Here is a 17913-nt window from a genome sequence, read left to right as displayed (position 1 = left end):
GCTTAAACAGCCTTGCTGACGCTGACGCCCAGGCGTTTGAGGGCCAGCGCCAGGGCGTCCGCCAGGTTGGCCTTGGTCACCACGCCTTGCAGGTCCAGCCCCAGGTGCACGATGGTCTGGGCGATTTGCGGGCGCACGCCGCTGATGATGCAGTCAGCGCCCATCAGGCGGATGGCGGTCACGGTTTTCAGCAGGTGCTGGGCCACCAGGGTGTCCACGGTCGGCACACCGGTGATGTCGATGATGGCGATTTCCGAGCCAGTGTCGACGATGCGTTGCAGCAGCGATTCCATGACCACCTGGGTGCGTTGCGAATCCAGGGTGCCGATCATCGGCAGTGCCAGCACGCCGTCCCACAGCTTGACCACGGGGGTGGACAGTTCCAGCAGCTCTTCCTGCTGGCGCTTGATCACCGACTCTCGGGATTTCTGGAAGGTACGGATGGTGTGCATGCCCAGCGCATCAAGCAGCTCGGAGATTTCCCACAGCTGTTCGGCCAGTTGCGCCGGTTGCTCGGCGTATTCACGCTGCAGCAAGGCGAACAGCGGGCCCTTGAGGGCGAAGATAAAGCTGGCGGTCTGTTGCGAGTCCTGGCCGATCAGCGCTCGGCTGTGGGAGAGTTTTTCCAGAAACACCCGGGTCTCGGCCCAGACTTCCTGGCCGACCTGCTGGGAGCCGCCGTGCTGGAGTGCGGCGATCATCAGGTTGAGGAAGTCGCCGGCCTGCTGCCTGGCGTCCTCGGCCTTGAGGTTGCGTGTGGCCCCTGAAGCTTCGAGGCTGGCAACCCATTCAGTCAACAGGGAAGGGCGATGGGTGTGCAGTGCCTGGATGGTATGAGCTTGCAGAGTTGCCACAGGTAGCCTCCTTGGATGTCTTGAATGAATGACAGTCAATTTATACTAAATTGAGCGATTTAGAATTGTTTCGGCGGATTTCGTTCATTCGCCGTAAGCCGCCTGTGGCGGGCGCTTCAGGCGAATTTACGGTTCGCCTGCCCTGTTTAGTTAGCGTGCACTCAACAGCCAGAGGATAATGCCGCCCATTCCCGACTCAACTGGCTCCCCCCGTGATCATCAACTTCGACCTCAACGACCTCCAAGCCTTCCGCGCCGTGGTAGACAAGGGCAGTTTTCGCGGCGCCGCCGAGGCCATCCGTATCTCGCAGCCGGCCCTCAGCCGGCGTATCGAAAAGCTTGAATCGGCGCTGGATGTGAAGCTCTTTGAACGCACCACACGGCGGGTCAGCCTGACCATGGTAGGCCGCGCCTTCCTGCCGCAGGTCGAGCGCATGCTCGACGACCTCGACATTGCCTTGATGGGCATCAGTAATGTCGCGTCCACCCGCATGGGCAACGTGACCATTGCCTGCGTGCCGTCCACTGCGTACTACTTCATGCCCCACGTGATCTCCGAATTCCACAAGCTGTACCCGAAGATTCGCCTGCGAGTGCTGGATGCGAGTGCCGGTGAGGTGTGCAATGCGGTGGAAAGTGGCGAGGCGGATTTTGGCGTGAGCTTCAGCGGCAGCCTGGCCGATGAAGTGGAGTTCGAGCTGCTGTTGCAGGAGCGCTACGTGCTGGCGTGTCGGCGCGATCACCCGTTGGCCGGGCGCGAGAGCGTGACCTGGGCCGAGGCCTATGAGCACGACTACATCACCGTGGATAAAACCTCGGGCAACCGCTTCCTGCTGGACCAGGCGTTACGTGGCGTGCGGGTGAAAAAACCGAGTATCTGCGAGACGCACCACGTGACCACGATGATCGGGCTGGTGGAGGCGGGGTTGGGCGTGGCGATGGTGCCGTCGATTGCCATGCCGGCGTGCGATCACCCGATCCTGCTGAGCGTGCCGCTGGTGGAGCCGCAGGTGATGCGCAATGTGGGCTTGATCAAGCGCCGCGGGCGGACATTGCCACCGGCGGCGCTGGAGCTGGAGCGGTTGGTGCGGGAGATGCCGTTCCGGTCAGCGTGACACCGAGTCCAGGCCGGTGGATTGCACCACCCGTTGCGCCTCGGGCGAGGCCAGGAACTGCAGCAGCGCCTTGGCCTGCGCCGGGTGTTCGGCGTTGACCGGTATGCCCGCGGCAAAGCGCGTTACCGATTGCACGTCTTCCGGGATCTTGCCGACGTAAGTCACACCCTTCACCGGCAACAACTCCGCCACTTGCTGCAAGCCCACCTCGTAGTCACCCTTGGCGACCTGCTCGGCCACCGGGATGCGTTCGATCATGGTGCCCTTGGCGGGCATTCCGAGTTTCTTGAACAACTCCTTCTCGACGTACACGCCGCTGGCGCTGTCCGAGTACGCCACAGACTTGGCTTTACTCAGCACGGCTTTCAGTTCGGCGTCGGTGCCGATCGCAGGCTTTGCCGCGCCTTCCTTCACCACCAGGCCAATGCGCGAGTCCGCCAGTTCCACGCGGGAGGCGGGGTCGACCTTGCCCTGTTTGATCAACTCATCCAGCGCGTAGCCGACCATGATCACCACGTCGGCGTGTTCGCCACGGGCCAGGCGGTTGGGAATCGCTTCCGGCGCCTTGCCCATCGACGGGCCGAGGATCGTATCCAGGCTGTCGCCGCTGTGCTGGGCGTATTGCGGGCCGAGCAATTTATACGCGGCGGTGAAACCACCGGAGGTCATCACCTTGAGCTGTTCGGCCTGGGCCGTCAGCGCCAGGGCGCCGAGGGCCAGGGCCGTCAGGGTCTTGAACAGCACCTTCATTGTGCGGCTCCCTGCATCACCTGCCCGCGAGCGTTAGCGCGGCGGTAGAGCGCCAGGGTCGAGCACAGGGCGCACAGCGCGGCGAACATCATCCAGTAGGCCGGCGAGGCTTTGTCTTCGGTGATGTGGATAAACCAGGTGGAAATCGCCGGGGTAAAACCACCGAAGATCGCAGTCGCCAGGCTGTAGGCCAGGGAGAAGCCCGCCACACGCACTTCAACCGGCATGATTTCGGTCAGGGCCGGGATCATCGCGCCGTTGTACATGCCATAGAGGAAGGAGAACCACAGCAGGGTTTCCAGCATATGGCCGAAGCTTGGGGCGTTTACTACGTAGGACAGCGCCGGGTAAGCCGTGAGAACGGTCAACACGGTCATGGCGACCAGCACCGGCTTGCGGCCGAAACGGTCGCTCAAGGTGCCACCGATCGGCAGCCACACAAAGTTCGACACGGCCACCAGCAAGGTCACCAGCAGTGCATCGGAGGTGCTCAGTTGCAGCACGGTTTTGCCGAAGGTCGGGGCGTAGACGGTGATCAGGTAGAACGCGGTGGTCGTCATCGCCACCATCAGCATGCCGCCGATCACCACGGTCCAGTTTTTGACCAGGGTCGCCAGCACTTCGCGCATGGTCGGGCGATGTTTGCGGTTGGCGAACTCTTCGGTTTCTTGCAGGTTGCGACGCAGGATGAAGATGAACGGGATGATCACGCAACCGATGGCAAACGGAATGCGCCAGCCCCAATCGGCCACCACGGCCGGTTCCATCCACACGTTCAGGCCATAGCCGAGTGCGGCGGCGACCACGATGGAGATCTGCTGGCTGCCGGATTGCCAGCTGGTATAGAAACCCTTGCGGCCGGGGGTGGCCATTTCGGACAGGTACACCGACACACCGCCGAGTTCCGCACCGGCCGAGAAGCCTTGCAGCAAGCGGCCCAACAGCACCAGCAACGGCGCCCACAGGCCAATGGTGTGATAGCCCGGCACCAGCACGATCAGCAGCGTGCCGCTGGCCATGATCGACAGGGTCACGATCAGCCCTTTGCGGCGACCGACATCGTCGATGTAGGCACCCAGAATAATCGCGCCCAGTGGACGCATCAGGAAGCCCGCGCCGAACACGGCGAAGGTCATCATTAATGACGCAAACTCATTAGCGGCAGGGAAGAAGGCGGCAGCGATGTAGGTGGCGTAGAAACCGAACAGAAAGAAGTCGAACTGTTCGAGGAAGTTGCCCGAAGTAACGCGGAATACCGCACCAACTTTCGAACGGGCAGAGTCGGGCCGGGTAGGGCTAGTCATGGTTTTGTGTCTCCAGCGTTCTTTTTAAAGTGCTTGTTTCGCTTAAGACCTGGAATAGTGGCTGACACATTTAGAAATGATAAGTGACAAATTTGGATGGATTGATGTGCATTGGCTATCAATCGACCGCTTAGTCGAAGACGCATACGGTCAAACTGTGGGAGCGGGCTTGCCCGCGAAGGCGGCGTGTCAGTCAACCAAGGTGTTGGCCGGCCCACCGCCTTCGCGAGCAAGCCCGCTCCCACCGTTGTTTTGGTGCGCCATCAGCATTGGGAAACTATTTGACATATTTGATTTGTGATCACATATTGAAGCCATAAGAACGACAACACAGGTTTTGCCTCATGACAGATGGTCCGCTCCTCCTGCCCACCCTGCGCCAGGTGTCCCGCGATACCTTGCAAGACCAGGTCTATCGCCAGATCCGCGAAGCCCTGATGAGTGGCCGTTTCCAGCCCGGCCAGAAACTCACCATTCGCGGCCTCGCCGAAGCCCTCGGTTCCAGCCCTATGCCGGTGCGCGAAGCCCTGCAGCGCCTCAGCGCCGAAAACGCCTTTGAAGTCACCGAAACCTCCCGTCTGCGAGTACGCCTGATGACGGTCGACCGTTTGCGCGAAATTCGCGATGCGCGGGTCGCCCTTGAAGGCTTGCTGGCGGAAAAAGCCGTGCTGCGCCTGCAAAAGGCCGACCTCGACGAAATCACCGAGCTGTGCCGGCAGATGCAGCACGCGGCGGATGAAGTCGACGTGTCCCGCTACCTGTGGACCAACTTCGCCTTCCACCGGCGTATCTACGCGGTGGCCCAAGCCGAGTTGACCATGGCCGCCGTGGAAAACTTCTGGCTGCACATGGGCCCGTGCTTTGCGCTGGTCGCCCCGGATAAAGCTCACCTGCAACGCTCGATGGAGGCGCATACGCGCATCGTCGAAGCCCTGGCCGCCCGCGATGGCGCCGGTGCCCGTGCGGCGGTGACCGATGACATCATGCAGGCCGCCGATTCCCTGGCGCGCCTGCTCGTCAAGAGCGACCGTGCGCGGTCGTCTGCTTCAGGAGGTAAACGTGCATGAGTGTCCTACAACGGCTGCAGCCCTATCCTGGGTTACGTGTGTTGATTTCCGGCGGGGCTGCCGGCATCGGTGAAGTGTTGGCGGCGGCGTATCTGGAGGCCGGCGCCCAAGTGCATGTCTGCGATGTGAGCGAGCCGGCGCTGGCGGCGTTTCGCGATAAATACCCGGGCACCCTCGCCACGCGTGCCGACGTCAGTGATGCGGCGCAGGTCGAGGCGGTGTTCCAGGCGCAGCGCGAGCATTTCGGCGGCCTTGATGTGCTGGTCAACAACGCCGGGATCGCCGGGCCCACCGGCGGTATCGATGCGATCAGCGACGCCGAATGGCAGGCCACCATCGCTATCAACCTGACCGCGCAATACCGCTTCGCCCACCACGCGGTGCCGATGCTCAAGGAATCGTCCCACGCCCATCTGCTGCATATCGCCTCGGTGGCGGGGCGTCTCGGCTACGCCTGGCGTACGCCGTATGCAGCGACCAAATGGGCGATTGTCGGCCTGATGAAATCCCTGGCGGCGGAACTCGGCGAAAGCGATATCCGCGTGAACGCCGTGCTGCCCGGCATCGTTGAAGGCCCGCGCATGGACGGTGTGATTCGCGCCCGTGCCGAACAGGTCGGCGTGCCCGAGGCCGAGATGCGCCAGGAATACCTCAACAAGATTTCCCTAAAGCGCATGGTCACCGCCGAAGACGTCGCGGCCATGGCGTTGTTCCTCTGTTCGCCCGCCGCCCACAACGTGACCGGCCAGGCGATCAGCGTCGACGGTAACGTCGAGTACCTGTAAGCCACGGAAGAACACACAGCGCTGGACCCAGGATTTTTTTCATAAGAATAAAAGTCGGAGAATCGTCATGTCCAAAAAACGCCCCGTGATCATCACCTGCGCCGTCACCGGTGCGATTCATACGCCGTCGATGTCGCCGCATTTGCCGATCACTGCCCAGGAAATCGCCGACGCCGCCATCGGTGCGGCCGAGGCCGGCGCGGCTATCGTCCACCTGCATGCCCGCGACCCGATTGACGGCCGCCCCAGTCAGGACCCGGCGCTGTTTGCCGAATTCCTGCCGCACATCAAGGCTGCCAGTGACGTGGTGATTAACATCACCACCGGCGGCGCTCCGACCATGGGTGTGGAAGAGCGCCTGCAGCCGGTGATGCAGTTCAAGCCCGAACTGGCCTCGCTGAACATGGGCTCGATGAACTTCGGCCTGTACGAAATGCTGAACCGCTTTAACGAGTTCAAGCACGATTGGGAGCGCCCGTACCTGGAAGAGAGCGACGATCGGATCTTCCGCAATACCTTCCGCGACATTACCCACATCCTCAATTCGTGCGCCGAGAACCGCACCCGTTTTGAGATCGAGTGCTACGACATCGGCCACCTGTACACCGCCGCGCACTTCCTGGAACGCGGCCTGCTCAAGCCGCCGCTGTTTATCCAGTCGGTGTTCGGCCTGCGTGGCGGCATCGGCGGGCATCCGGAAGATTTGGCGCACATGCGTCGCACCGCCGACCGCCTGTTTGGCGACGACTACGTGTGGTCGATCCTCGGTGCCGGGCGTGGGCAGATTCCGCTGGCGACCATGGGCCTGTCCATGGGCAGCAATGCGCGGGTCGGCCTGGAGGATTCGCTGTGGGACGGTCCGGGCAAGCTGGCGGCGTCGAATGCCGACCAGGTACGGCGCATTCGCACGGTGATCGAAGCCCTCGGCCATCGGGTCGCCACGCCGGATGAAGCGCGGGAAATCCTCGGGCTCAAGGGGCGTGACCACGTCAATTTCTGACGATATCAGAGGCCGCTTCATTCATGGCGCGGCCCGCATCCCGCACAACAACAATAAGGGGATAACACCATGCGTATCGAAGTGCTGGTAGACGTCAAGACCACCCTGGGCGAAGGCCCGGTATGGGACGTCGAACAACAACGGCTGTACTGGATCGACAGCGCCGACGGCCGGGTGCTGCGCTGCACCGATGACGGTCGCGAACTGCGCGCCTGGGACGTGGGCCAGAAAATCGGCTCCATGGCCCTGCGCCACAACGGTGAGTCGGCCATCGTCGCGCTGCAAAATGGCCTGCACAGCCTGGAGCTGGCCACTGGCGAGTTGGACCTGATCGAGGACCCGGAACCGCACCTGCCGAACAACCGCCTCAATGACGGCAAGGTCGACCGCCAGGGCCGCTTTGTCTTCGGCTCGATGGACACCCTGGAAGACCGCGCCAGCGCAAAGCTCTATCGCCTGGACGCCGACCTCAGCCTGCACACCCTGGACGAAGGCATCATCGTGTCCAACGGCCCGTGCTGGAGCCCGTCGGGAGAAACCCTGTACTTCTGCGACACCTGGTCCGGCGAGATCTGGGCCTACGACTACGACCTGGCCAGCGGCGATGTGAGTAACCGCCGAGTGTTCGCCAAGGTCGACACCTCCAGCGGCGGCGCCGCCGACGGCTGCACCGTGGATGCCGAAGGCTGCCTGTGGCAAGCGCTGGTCTACGCCGGGAAACTGGTGCGTTACAGCCCCGACGGCCAGGTCGATCGGATCATTCAAATGCCGGTAAAAAAGGTCACCAGCCTGACCTTCGGCGGGCCGAACCTCGACACCCTGTTTGTGACCTCAATGGCCAAGCCGCCGCTCCCGCGTTTTCCGGCCGACGGCCAGCAGCGGGGCGCGCTGTTCGCCATTACCGGGTTGGGCGTGCAAGGAATAGCCGAGCGACGTTTCGCCCGCTAGCGCGTTTGTTTGACAAGGCACCTTCCTTCGCAACCTTGTGTCAGTGCGCGCCCTCGCGCGCCTGGAGAGGCCCATGGCAACTTTAAAAAAAGCGTCGCTGCGTAATATTCACCGGCATTCCTGGGTGTCGCTGCTGGTCTGCTGGATGATCTGGATTCTTAACGCCTACGACCGAGAGATTGTGTTGCGCCTGGGGCCGACCATCTCCAAGCATTTCGATTTGTCCGCCGACCAGTGGGGCACCGTGGCCACGGTGGTCATGCTGGCCCTGGCCGTGCTGGATATTCCCGGCTCGATGTGGAGCGACCGCTACGGTGGCGGCTGGAAACGCGCACGCTTTCAGGTGCCGCTGGTACTGGGCTACACGGCGATTTCGTTTTTGTCCGGCTTCAAGGCGTTGAGCGGCAACCTCGCGACGTTTATCGCCTTGCGCGTCGGCGTCAACCTGGGTGCGGGCTGGGGCGAGCCGGTGGGCGTGAGCAACACCGCCGAATGGTGGCCGGTGGAGCGTCGCGGGTTTGCCCTGGGCGCGCACCACACCGGTTACCCGATCGGTGCGATGCTCAGCGGCATTGTCGCCAGTTTTGTGATCACCGTGTTTGGCGAGGACAACTGGCGCTACGTGTTCTTCTTCGCCTTCGTGGTGGCGCTGCCGCTGATGATTTTCTGGGCGCGTTATTCCACCGCCGAGCGGATTACCGCGCTGTACGTCGACATCGCCGCCAAAGGCATGACCCCGCCGGACAGCGCCCCGGCCAGCGCCGTGAAGGGCGAAGCCTGGCGCACCTTTATCGCCACGTTGCGCAACCGCAATATCGCGCTCACGGCGGGCAACACGATGCTCACGCAAGTGGTGTACATGGGCGTGAATATCGTGCTGCCGGCCTACCTCTACAACATCGCCGGGCTGTCGCTGGCGGAGTCGGCGGGGATGAGCGTGGTGTTCACCCTCACCGGCATTCTCGGGCAACTGGTGTGGCCGTCGCTGTCGGACATCATCGGCAGGCGCACCACCCTGATCATCTGCGGGGTGTGGATGGCGGCGAGTGTCGGCGCGTTCTACTTCGCCAATACCCTGACCTTGATCGTGGTGGTGCAACTGCTGTTCGGCCTGGTAGCGAATGCGGTGTGGCCGATCTACTACGCGGTGGCCTGCGACTCGGCCGAACCGTCGGCGACCTCCACGGCCAACGGCATCATCACCACCGCGATGTTCATCGGCGGCGGCCTGGCGCCGGTGCTGATGGGCAGCCTGATCGCCATGGGCGGCGGCTGGACCACCTTGCATGGCTACACCGTGTGCTTCTTCGTGATGGCCGGCTGCGCCTGGGCGGCGCGCTGCTGCAACTGTTTTCCCATCGCCCGCCGGCGTTGGTTGTGCAACTCGACTCCTAGAACAACACCGATGCGCCCCCCAGCCTGGCTGGCGGGGCGCCCAGAGGAATTGCCGATGACTACCGCCACCCACGCCCGCGAGCCGCAGGCGTTGAACAAACTGATGTTCGCCAAGCTGATGCCCTTGCTGATCATCGCCTACATCCTGAGCTTTCTGGACCGCACCAACATTGCCCTGGCCAAGCATCATCTGGACGTCGACCTGGGCATTTCCGCTGCGGCGTACGGGCTGGGCGCCGGCTTGTTTTTCCTGACGTATGCGCTGTCGGAGATCCCCAGCAACCTGATCATGCACAAGGTCGGCGCACGCTTCTGGATCGCCCGCATCATGGTGACCTGGGGCCTGATCTCGGCGGCCATGGCCTTTGTGCAGGGCGAGACCTCGTTCTACGTGCTGCGCCTGTTGCTGGGCATCGCCGAGGCGGGGCTGTTTCCCGGTGTGATGTTGTACCTGACCTACTGGTTCAACCGTGAACAACGGGCGCGGGCCACCGGTTACTTCCTGCTCGGCGTGTGCTTTGCCAACATCATCGGCGGCCCGGTGGGCGCGGCCTTGATGCGCATGGATGGTCTGCTTGGCTGGCACGGCTGGCAATGGATGTTCCTGCTTGAAGGCTTGCCGGCCGTGGCCTTTGCCTGGGTGGTGTGGCGCAAGTTGCCGGATCGCCCGAGCAAGGCGCCGTGGTTGTCGGCCGAAGAAGCACGCGGGATCGAACAGCGCATTGCGCAAGAAACCGAGGAAGGTGCCGGGGAGGGCGGGCACTCGTTGAAAAACTGGCTGACCCCGCAAATCCTGCTGGCGATCTTGGTGTACTTTTGCCACCAGATCACCGTCTACACCGTGATTTTTTTCCTGCCGAGCATCATCAGCAAGTACGGCGAGCTGAGCACCATGAGCGTCGGCCTGCTGACCTCGCTGCCGTGGATTGCGGCGGCACTCGGCGCCGTATTGATTCCACGGTTTGCGACCACGCCCGGGCGTTGCCGCCGATTGCTGGTCACCGGCTTGCTGACCATGGCGCTGGGGTTGGGCATCGCTTCGGTGTCGGGGCCGGTGTTCAGCCTGCTGGGCTTTTGCCTGTCGGCGGTGATGTTCTTTGTGGTGCAGTCGATCGTGTTTCTTTACCCGGCCTCGCGCCTCAAGGGCGTGGCGCTGGCAGGCGGGCTGGGCTTCGTCAACGCGTGCGGGCTGCTGGGCGGGTTCGTCGGGCCTTCGGTGATGGGCGCCATCGAGATGAGCACCGGCAATGCGATGAATGGCCTCAAAGTGATTGCCGTGGTGCTGGTGATCGCCGCGCTGGCGGCCCTGCGTTTGCGCCAGGGCCAGGAACAGGCGCCGACTTCGCAGGGGGTTATGAAACCAGCAACGAAATAGGAAACCCTGACGCCAGCACCAGGTACGCCCCCACCGCCGCCAGGCACAGGCCCACAAACACCCGCAACAAGGTGCGGGCGGTGGGGTGGGCGATAAAGCGGATAACCCAGAGACAGAACCCGGCCACGATAATGGCCAAGGCGAGAATGACCAGCACGATGGTGTTCCTGCGACCTTGAAGAGCTGATTTATAGTCCCAAAGCTGCCCGATGAACAGTGCGCACATAGACGCAGCCCCTGGGGCTTTCTAAACTGCGGCTAGTCTTGGGAATGGGCAGGCGCCGATGAATCGCAATGAATTACGCAAGGCCGACATCAACCTGATGGTGGTGTTCGAGGCGCTGATGCTGGAGCGCAACGTGACGCGGGTGGCGGAGAAGCTGTTTCTCGGCCAGCCCACCATCAGTTCAGCCCTCAACCGTTTGCGCACCTTGTTCAATGACCCGCTGTTTATTCGCGTCGGCCACCGCATGGAGCCCACCGCCCGCGCCGAAGAAATCATCCAGCACCTGTCGCCGGCCCTCGATTCATTATCGTCGGCCTTGAGCCTGACCCACGATTTCGACCCCTCCATCAGCACCATGACCTTTCGCATCGGCCTGTCGGATGATGTCGAGTTCGGCCTGTTGCCGCCGCTGCTGCGTGCCCTGCGCCAGGAAGCGCCGCAAGTGGTGTTCGTGGTGCAACACGTGGACTATTGGCGGATTCCCGATCTATTGGCCTCCGGGGATATCACCGTCGGCATCACCCAGACCCGTGGTCTACCGGCTAATGCCAAGCGCAAATTGTTGCGCCATATCCGCCCCCGGTTATTGCGCGCCGACGCCAGCGACACGCCGCTGACCCTCGACGAATATTGCTCACGCCCGCATGTGCTGGTGTCCCACACCGCCAACGTGGCCGGGTTCGCCGATGAGTGGCTGGCGGAAATCGGCCGCAAGCGCCACGTGGTGTTGTCGGTGCCGCAATACAGCGCGCTGCCGGCGTTGCTGGCCGGCACCGACCTGATCGCCAGCCTGCCGGACTACACCGCCGAGGCCATGGCAGTGTCGGGCAACCTGTTCTGTGAGCCGTTCCCGTTCGAGACGCCCACCCTGGATTTATCCATGGTCTGGCTCAGCCATGTGGACACCGACCCGGCCGAGCGCTGGGTGCGTTCGCGCCTGGAGGCATTCATGAGTGACCGTGGCCTGGCGGGCAAACCCTGACTGACAGAGCTTTCATGCCTGGGGCGGAGTGCCTCGTGCTATATATCTACGACTCTTCCTACTACAAACCTGGAGAAACCCATGCCGCACCTGCACCTGGAATACACCGCCAACCTGACGGGCCTCGCCGTCGAGAAAACCTTGTTGCGGCTCAACAACGTGCTGATGGCATCCGGGCAGTTTGGCTCCGAGTTCGATATCAAAAGCCGCGCAATCAAACTCGAGAGTTTCCAGGTGGGCACCTCCCTCAACCCACGCGCCTTTATCGCGGTGAAGCTGTCGCTGCTCAGCGGGCGTTCACCGCAGGTCAAGCAGCAGTTGTCGCAAAGCCTGTTGGCGGCATTGCAGGATATGGGCGATTGGCCGGCGGACGTGCAGGTTCAACTGAGTGTCCTGCTGGTAGACATGGACCGCGACTCCTACAGCAAAGTCGCCATCGGCTGACGCGCAATACGCTGTGGGGTTATAACAGCCCTTGATCCGCGCACACCTTCACCACCTGCTCACGAAACCAGGTATTGGCACTGTCCTGTTCACTGGTTTCATTCCACTGCATATCCAGGGTAAACCCCGGCAACCCGTTCGGTGCTTCGCAATGGCCGAACACCGTGGCCGGGGCCAGCAGCTTTTGCACGCGGCGCGGCAGAGTGACGATAAAGTCGGTACCGGTAATCATCTTCAGCGCCGCGCTGTAGCTATTGGCCCGGGCAATCACCTGGCGCTTGTGAGCCTGGCGCGCCAGCCAGCCGTCGACCATGTTGGTGTCGGAGGTCCAGGGCGTGGGGAACACATGGCGCCGTTCGACGAAGGCTTGCAGGCTGAACACCGACTCGCGAGGCGCCGAGCGTTTGTCGAAGACGCACACCAGGTCGTCCTCCAGCAACATCTGGGTTTTGAAGTCCTTGTGGGCCCGGTGAAAGTGCGGGCCGAAGCAGATCACCAGGTCCAGGCGGCCTTCGCGCAGGTCGTCGGCGGGGATGTCGGTTTCCAGCTTCTGCACATTGACGATCACCGGCAAGTCGGCACGGTCGAAGTTTTTCAACAGGCGCGGCAGGATCAACTGTTCGAAGTATTCCGGCGCGCACACGTTGAACGTCACGGCCTTCTGGGTCGGGTCGAACGCCTGGCCACCGGCGTGGCAGAGGTTGATGCTTTCGAGGATTTTCTGCACATGGCCGTACATGGTCGTGGCCTTGTACGTAGGGCGCATGCCCGCCCGCGTGTTGATAAACAGCTCATCCTCGAAACTGGTGCGCAGCTTCTTCAGGCTGTAGCTCACGGTGGACTGGCTGACGAACAGCGTTTCTGACACCTCGGTAACGCTGCTCTGGTCGTAGACGGCGATAAACACCATCAAGTCCTGCATATCGAGCTTTCTGAGCAAGTTACTGTTTAGCATCCATTCCGTCCGATAAGCCTTGCGCGACAAGCACAAAAGCTTAACGGAACGGACGTGCCAATAGAAAGCTCTGTAGGGCGTTTCTATGTTTTGAGTGGGACAAATACTGTTTGCAACACGACGTCAGCGAATATGCTGCGTGTAATAGCGTGGATTGAAGCGCGTGACGATCAACAGCATTACCACCACCACGGCGGTCAGCGCCCACCAAGCCCATTCGAAGCTGCCCAGTTGGTCACGGATGATTCCGGCAATCAGTGGCGACAGGCCGGCGATCAGGTAGCCGATGCCTTGCACAAAGGCGGTGAGGCCACCGGCGCGGCGCGGGTTGTCCAGGTGGTCGAGGGACAAGATCAGGCTCATCGGGAACAGCCCGCCGATGCCCAGGCCCAGCAGGCACGGCCACAGCAGGCTCAAGTGTTGCGGGATGAGAATCAGGCCGCAGAACCCGGCGATGATCAGCACCAGCAACACCGCGACCACACCGCGTTTATCCTGACGGCGGTTGGCGATGGCTGGGGTGACCAGGCCGGAGACCACTTCCATCGCCGTGAGAAAGCCCAGCAGCAAACCGGCGTTCTGTTCACTCCAGCCCAACTCCACGTAGTACGGCGCCAGCCACGCCAGCACACAGGTATAGGACGCGGTGCCGAGGCCAAAAAAGATCGCCAGCAACCAGGCACGGCGATTACCGAAAAACCACTCCTGTGGGCCGGAGCCGGCGTGCGGCAACGGCGGCAATACCGAGCGCTGGGCGTACCAGAACACCAGGGCCAGCAGCGCGAGGGCGGCCCAGATCGCCAGGCCGATGCGCCAGCTGCCGGTCTGCACCTGCACGAACGGTGCGAAGGACGCCGCCAACGCGGCGCCGCCCATGATCGCGGTGACGTACAGCCCCATAAACAGCGAAACGTTGTCGCTGAACCGCGACTTGATCAACGCCGGCATCACTGCCTGGATCAGCGCAATCCCGACACCGGCTGCGATTGCGCTGACAATCAGCTCCAGTGCCGAGTCCAGAAACAACCGCGATAGCGTGGCCAGGCCGATCACCAGCAGTGACACCACGATGCTGCGGTGCTCGCCGAAGCGCTTGGCCAGGCCCATGCCAAAGAACATCGCCAGGCCCATGGCCATGACCGGCAACATGGTCAGCAACGCCGCGCTGCTGAAGCTCAACGGCACGTCGCCGCGAATCGATGACAACAGCGGGCCAACGGCAGCCATCGATGGGCGCAGGTTAAGGGCGACCAGTACAACGCTGATCATCAGCCAGAGGGCGGTGGTGGGTTTTGCGTGAACGTTTTCCATGGGCAAGCCTTGAATGAACAAGGGCGAATCAGGCCATGGGCGGGGAGGGGGGCAAATGAGAAAGTCGCAGGGGCTATCTAAAAAATACAGATCACTGCCAGTGGGCTTTGTGTGGCGAGCGGGCTTGCCCGCGTTGGGCTGCGAAGCAGCCCTGAAAACCATACGAAGAGAAATGTCTGATACACCACATTCCTGCGCACTGGGGCCGCTTCGCGCCCCAACGCGGGCAAGCCCGCTCGCCACAAAAAACCAGTTGCCACAAAACGAGGTGATCAGTTCGCCCGGATCACATGCTTGATCTCCTGAAACGCCGCCAACCCCCATGGCCCCAGCTCACGGCCGAGGCTGCTCTGCTTGTAACCGCCCCACGCCGTCTGCGCGAAGATCACCTGCGGGGCGTTGATCCACACCATACCGGCCTGCAAGGCATTGGCCACGCGCTCGGCGGTTTCGGCGCTGGCACTGACCACACTGGCCACCAGGCCGAAATCGCTGTCGTTGGCCAGGGCGATGGCCTCGGCCTCCGAGGCGAAACGCCTTACACACAGCACCGGGCCGAAGATTTCCTGGTTCCACAATGCGCTGTCCAGCGGCACCTCGGTGAACACCGTGGGGCGGATGAAAAAGCCCTTGGGCAAGTCTGCCGGACGCTCCCCGCCACACAGCAAACGTGCGCCATCCGCAATGCCACGCTGGATATGCCCCAGCACCCGCTGGTACTGCGTACGGTTGATCAGCGCGCCCATTTCCACATCGTCGGCAAACGGGTCAGCCACGCGAATCCCTTCAGTCCGCGCCTGCAAGCGCCGCAGGAATTCATCGGCCAGGCGGTCGGCCACCAACACGCGACTGGTGGCCGAACACATTTGCCCGGCGTTGAAAAAACCACCGCCACACGCCAGCTCCACGGCCAGGTCGAGGTCGGCATCGGCCAGCACCAGCAACGAGGATTTACCGCCCAGTTCCAGGCTTACACCCTTGATGGTTTCTGCGGCGCGTTGCATCACCTGCACCCCCACGGCGTTGCTGCCGGTGAAGGAAATCTTCGCCACCCGGCTGTCCGCCGCCAGCGGTGCGCCAACGGCCAGGCCCGTGCCGCACACCAGATTGAATACGCCGGCCGGGAAGCCTGCATCGGCAATGATCCGCGCCAACTGCAGCTCCGCCAGCGGCGTGACCTCCGACGGCTTGAGCACCACGCAGCAACCGGCGGCGAGGGCCGGGGCGAGTTTCCAGGCGGTGGTCACCATCGGGAAGTTCCACGGCACGATCAGCCCCACCACGCCGCAGGGTTCGCGGCGCAGGCGGGCGCTGAAAGCCTCGCTGGGCAGCTCCACCGCCTGGTCTTGCGCGGCGTCCATCTGTTCGGCAAGGCCGGCGTAGTACTCGAAGGTGGCGATCACGTCGTCCACGTCGATACCCGCTTCAAACAGCGGCTTGCCGTTGTTGCTCGACTGCAACCGCATCAGTTGTTCGCGTTGCTCGCTCACACCGTGGGCGACCTTGCGCAACAGCGCGCCACGATCACGGCCGGTGCTTTTCGACCAGTCGCCAAAGGCCGCGCCGGCGGCGTCGACCGCCTGGGTCACGGTGCTCGCATCGCCAACGCTGACCCGGGCCAGCGCCTGCTCGGTGGCCGGGTTGATCACCTCCAGCACCTCATGGCCTGCCCGCCAGCTACCGCCGATGTACACACCGTTCAATACTGTGCTCATAGCGCGACCTCCTTCATCCAAAGTCCCTGGTCGATTTCAATCAGCGTCGGCCCCTGGCGATCAGCAGCGGCGCGCAATGCGCTGCGCAACTGGTCTACGCCGTGCACGCTTTCAGCTGCCGCCCCCAGTGCCTGGGCCACGCCGATAAAGTCCGGGGTGTAGATGTCCACGCCGACCGGCTCGATGGCGCGGTTGAGCATGTACTTTTTAATCTCTTCGTAGCCCTGGTTATTCCACAGCAACACGATGATCGGCGTGCGCGCTTCCACCGCGCTGGCCAGTTCCGGCAGGGTGAATTGCAGCCCGCCGTCGCCGATCAGGCACACCACCGGTTGCCCATCCCCACGCCCCAGCCAGGCGCCGATCGCGGCCGGCAACGCGTAGCCCAGGGTGCCGTAGCCGGTGGACGAGTTGAACCAGCGGCGCGGGTGATCGAGGTTCAGCGTGAGGTTGCCGCTGTACACCGGCTGGGTCGAATCGCCCACCAGTACGGCGTTGGGCAACGTTTGCAGTACGGTGTTGAGGAACAGGGTTTGTGCGCGGGTCGCGGCGTCCCAGGCGGGCGTCAATTCGGCCCACAAACGGGCCACGCGGTGCGCGCCCCAATCGCCGGTCCGAGCGGCCAAGGGCATGCTGTTCAGCTCAGCCAGCAAGGCCTCGGCGGCGATCTGTGCGTCCGCCACCAGCGCGACCTGGGGCGGGTAGTTGCGCACGGTCTGGTCCGGGTCGATATCGATGCGCAGCAGCGCGCCGGGGATTTCAAAGCCGCCGGCAAAGGTCACGTCATAGTCGGTTTCCGCCAGCTCAGTACCAATCGCCAGCACCACGTCGGCTTCGGCGACCAACGCACGCGTGGCGACCAGGGTCTGGGTCGAGCCGATCAGCAACGGGTGGCTGGAGGGCAGCATGCCCTTGGCGTTGATGGTCAGGGCCACCGGTGCGCCGAGGGTTTCCGCCAGGCGTGTCAGCGCCGGGGCTGCATCGATGGCACCGCCACCGGCGAGGATCAGCGGCCGCTTGGCGGCGGCGAGCAACTGGCTCATCTGCTTGACCGCCGACGGCGCCGCACCGGCCCGGGCCACACTCACGGGCTCACTGGCGAGCAACGCATCGGCGTTTTCCACCAGCACGTCCAGCGGGATCTCGATGTGCACCGGGCGCGGTCGCCCCGCCTGAAACAGCGCAAACGCCCGCGCCAGCACGCCCGGCAACTCCGCCGCCGACATCAGGGTGTGCGAGAACGCGGCCACGCCGGCCATCATCGCGCCCTGGTTCGGCAGCTCATGCAGCTTGCCGCGCCCGCCGCCCAGTTGGCTGCGCGATTGCACGCTGGAAATCACCAGCATCGGGATCGAATCGGCGTAGGCCTGGCCCATGGCCGTGGTGATATTGGTCATGCCGGGGCCGGTGATGATGAAGCACACGCCGGGTTTGCCGCTGGTGCGCGCATAGCCGTCGGCCATAAAACCGGCGCCCTGTTCGTGGCGCGGGGTCACGTGCCGGATGCTCGAGCGGGCCAGGCCGCGATACAGCTCCACGGTGTGCACGCCGGGGATGCCGAACACTTGGTCCACGCCGTAGCTTTCCAGGAGGTTGACCAATACTTCGCCGCAGGTCGCCATACATGTCGCTCTTGTTATGGATTCAAGGCGCTATTGGAGCGGCTGGCCCGTAGCGGCAACAATCG

Annotated in this window: 16 protein-coding genes and 1 pseudogene; 9 read left to right on the top strand and 8 right to left on the bottom strand. The window is 63.0% G+C overall.

Annotated features, from left to right (window positions below):
* Nucleotides 1–2: 2 nt before the first annotated feature.
* Nucleotides 3–854, bottom strand: coding sequence for an STAS domain-containing protein (locus LRS56_18715; protein ID WDU60881.1), 852 nt, complete (start codon nt 852–854; stop codon nt 3–5).
* Between the two features lie 212 nt (nt 855–1066).
* Between LRS56_18715 and LRS56_18710 the strand changes: the two genes are divergently transcribed.
* A complete protein-coding gene (locus tag LRS56_18710) occupies nt 1067–1969 on the top strand; it encodes a LysR family transcriptional regulator (GenBank protein WDU60880.1) in 903 nt (300 codons plus the stop codon).
* Here LRS56_18710 and LRS56_18705 read toward each other — a convergent pair.
* Both LRS56_18705 and LRS56_18700 read right to left on the bottom strand, forming a co-directional pair.
* Entirely contained in the window at nt 1961–2719 is a 759-nt protein-coding gene (locus tag LRS56_18705; protein WDU60879.1) for a substrate-binding domain-containing protein, read from the bottom strand. The two genes, LRS56_18710 and LRS56_18705, sit on opposite strands and share 9 nt — an antisense overlap.
* Nucleotides 2716–4023: an MFS transporter gene (locus tag LRS56_18700; GenBank protein WDU60878.1), complete on the bottom strand. Its 1308-nt coding sequence runs from the start codon at nt 4021–4023 to the stop codon at nt 2716–2718. Before LRS56_18700 ends, LRS56_18705 begins: the two co-directional genes overlap by 4 nt.
* A gap of 344 nt (nt 4024–4367) precedes the next feature.
* On the opposite strand from LRS56_18700, the gene LRS56_18695 reads away from it, so the two are divergent.
* The 6 genes and pseudogenes from LRS56_18695 (at nt 4368) to LRS56_18670 (ending at nt 10593) form a co-directional block, all read left to right on the top strand.
* Nucleotides 4368–5090: a GntR family transcriptional regulator gene (locus LRS56_18695; protein ID WDU60877.1), complete on the top strand. Its 723-nt coding sequence runs from the start codon at nt 4368–4370 to the stop codon at nt 5088–5090.
* A complete protein-coding gene (locus tag LRS56_18690) occupies nt 5087–5875 on the top strand; it encodes an SDR family oxidoreductase (GenBank protein WDU60876.1) in 789 nt (262 codons plus the stop codon). The genes LRS56_18695 and LRS56_18690 overlap by 4 nt, the downstream gene beginning before the upstream one ends.
* Before the next feature lie 67 nt (nt 5876–5942).
* Nucleotides 5943–6875 carry a 3-keto-5-aminohexanoate cleavage protein gene (locus LRS56_18685; protein ID WDU60875.1) on the top strand — a complete coding sequence of 311 codons (933 nt, stop codon included), beginning with the start codon at nt 5943–5945 and terminating at the stop codon, nt 6873–6875.
* A gap of 69 nt (nt 6876–6944) precedes the next feature.
* Nucleotides 6945–7823: an SMP-30/gluconolactonase/LRE family protein gene (locus tag LRS56_18680; protein WDU60874.1), complete on the top strand. Its 879-nt coding sequence runs from the start codon at nt 6945–6947 to the stop codon at nt 7821–7823.
* A 73-nt stretch (nt 7824–7896) separates the two neighbouring features.
* Nucleotides 7897–9218: pseudogene (locus tag LRS56_18675) on the top strand (MFS transporter).
* A gap of 55 nt (nt 9219–9273) precedes the next feature.
* Nucleotides 9274–10593, top strand: a complete 1320-nt coding sequence (locus tag LRS56_18670; protein WDU60873.1) for an MFS transporter — start codon at nt 9274–9276, stop codon at nt 10591–10593.
* Here the strand turns inward: LRS56_18670 and LRS56_18665 are convergent.
* Complete coding sequence (locus LRS56_18665) at nt 10571–10750, bottom strand: hypothetical protein (protein ID WDU60872.1); 180 nt, start codon at nt 10748–10750, stop codon at nt 10571–10573. The genes LRS56_18670 and LRS56_18665 overlap by 23 nt on opposite strands.
* Nucleotides 10751–10877: 127 nt before the next feature.
* On the opposite strand from LRS56_18665, the gene LRS56_18660 reads away from it, so the two are divergent.
* Together LRS56_18660 and LRS56_18655 are read left to right on the top strand one after the other, a co-directional pair.
* Nucleotides 10878–11801, top strand: a complete 924-nt coding sequence (locus LRS56_18660; GenBank protein WDU60871.1) for a LysR substrate-binding domain-containing protein — start codon at nt 10878–10880, stop codon at nt 11799–11801.
* Between the two features lie 81 nt (nt 11802–11882).
* Entirely contained in the window at nt 11883–12245 is a 363-nt protein-coding gene (locus tag LRS56_18655; GenBank protein WDU60870.1) for a 5-carboxymethyl-2-hydroxymuconate Delta-isomerase, read from the top strand.
* Between the two features lie 19 nt (nt 12246–12264).
* Here LRS56_18655 and LRS56_18650 read toward each other — a convergent pair whose 3' ends face one another.
* The 4 genes from LRS56_18650 to LRS56_18635 all read right to left on the bottom strand — a co-directional run bounded on the left by LRS56_18650 (nt 12265) and on the right by LRS56_18635 (nt 17848).
* Nucleotides 12265–13200 (bottom strand): LysR family transcriptional regulator, encoded by a 936-nt coding sequence (locus tag LRS56_18650; protein WDU60869.1) that lies wholly within the window; start codon nt 13198–13200, stop codon nt 12265–12267.
* 123 nt (nt 13201–13323) lie between these two features.
* A complete protein-coding gene (locus tag LRS56_18645) occupies nt 13324–14511 on the bottom strand; it encodes a cyanate transporter (protein WDU60868.1) in 1188 nt (395 codons plus the stop codon).
* A 272-nt stretch (nt 14512–14783) separates the two neighbouring features.
* On the bottom strand, nt 14784–16226 hold the full coding sequence (locus LRS56_18640) for an aldehyde dehydrogenase family protein (protein ID WDU60867.1): 1443 nt from the start codon (nt 16224–16226) through the stop codon (nt 14784–14786).
* Nucleotides 16223–17848 carry a 5-guanidino-2-oxopentanoate decarboxylase gene (locus LRS56_18635; protein WDU60866.1) on the bottom strand — a complete coding sequence of 542 codons (1626 nt, stop codon included), beginning with the start codon at nt 17846–17848 and terminating at the stop codon, nt 16223–16225. The genes LRS56_18640 and LRS56_18635 overlap by 4 nt, the downstream gene beginning before the upstream one ends.
* Nucleotides 17849–17913 lie beyond the last annotated feature (65 nt).

The sequence above is a fragment of the Pseudomonas poae genome, from assembly GCA_028869255.1.
Classification (GTDB): Bacteria; Pseudomonadota; Gammaproteobacteria; order Pseudomonadales; family Pseudomonadaceae; genus Aquipseudomonas; species Aquipseudomonas poae_C.
Note: the sequence above shows the minus strand (reverse complement) of the source record. Positions and strands in the feature narration are given on the sequence as shown.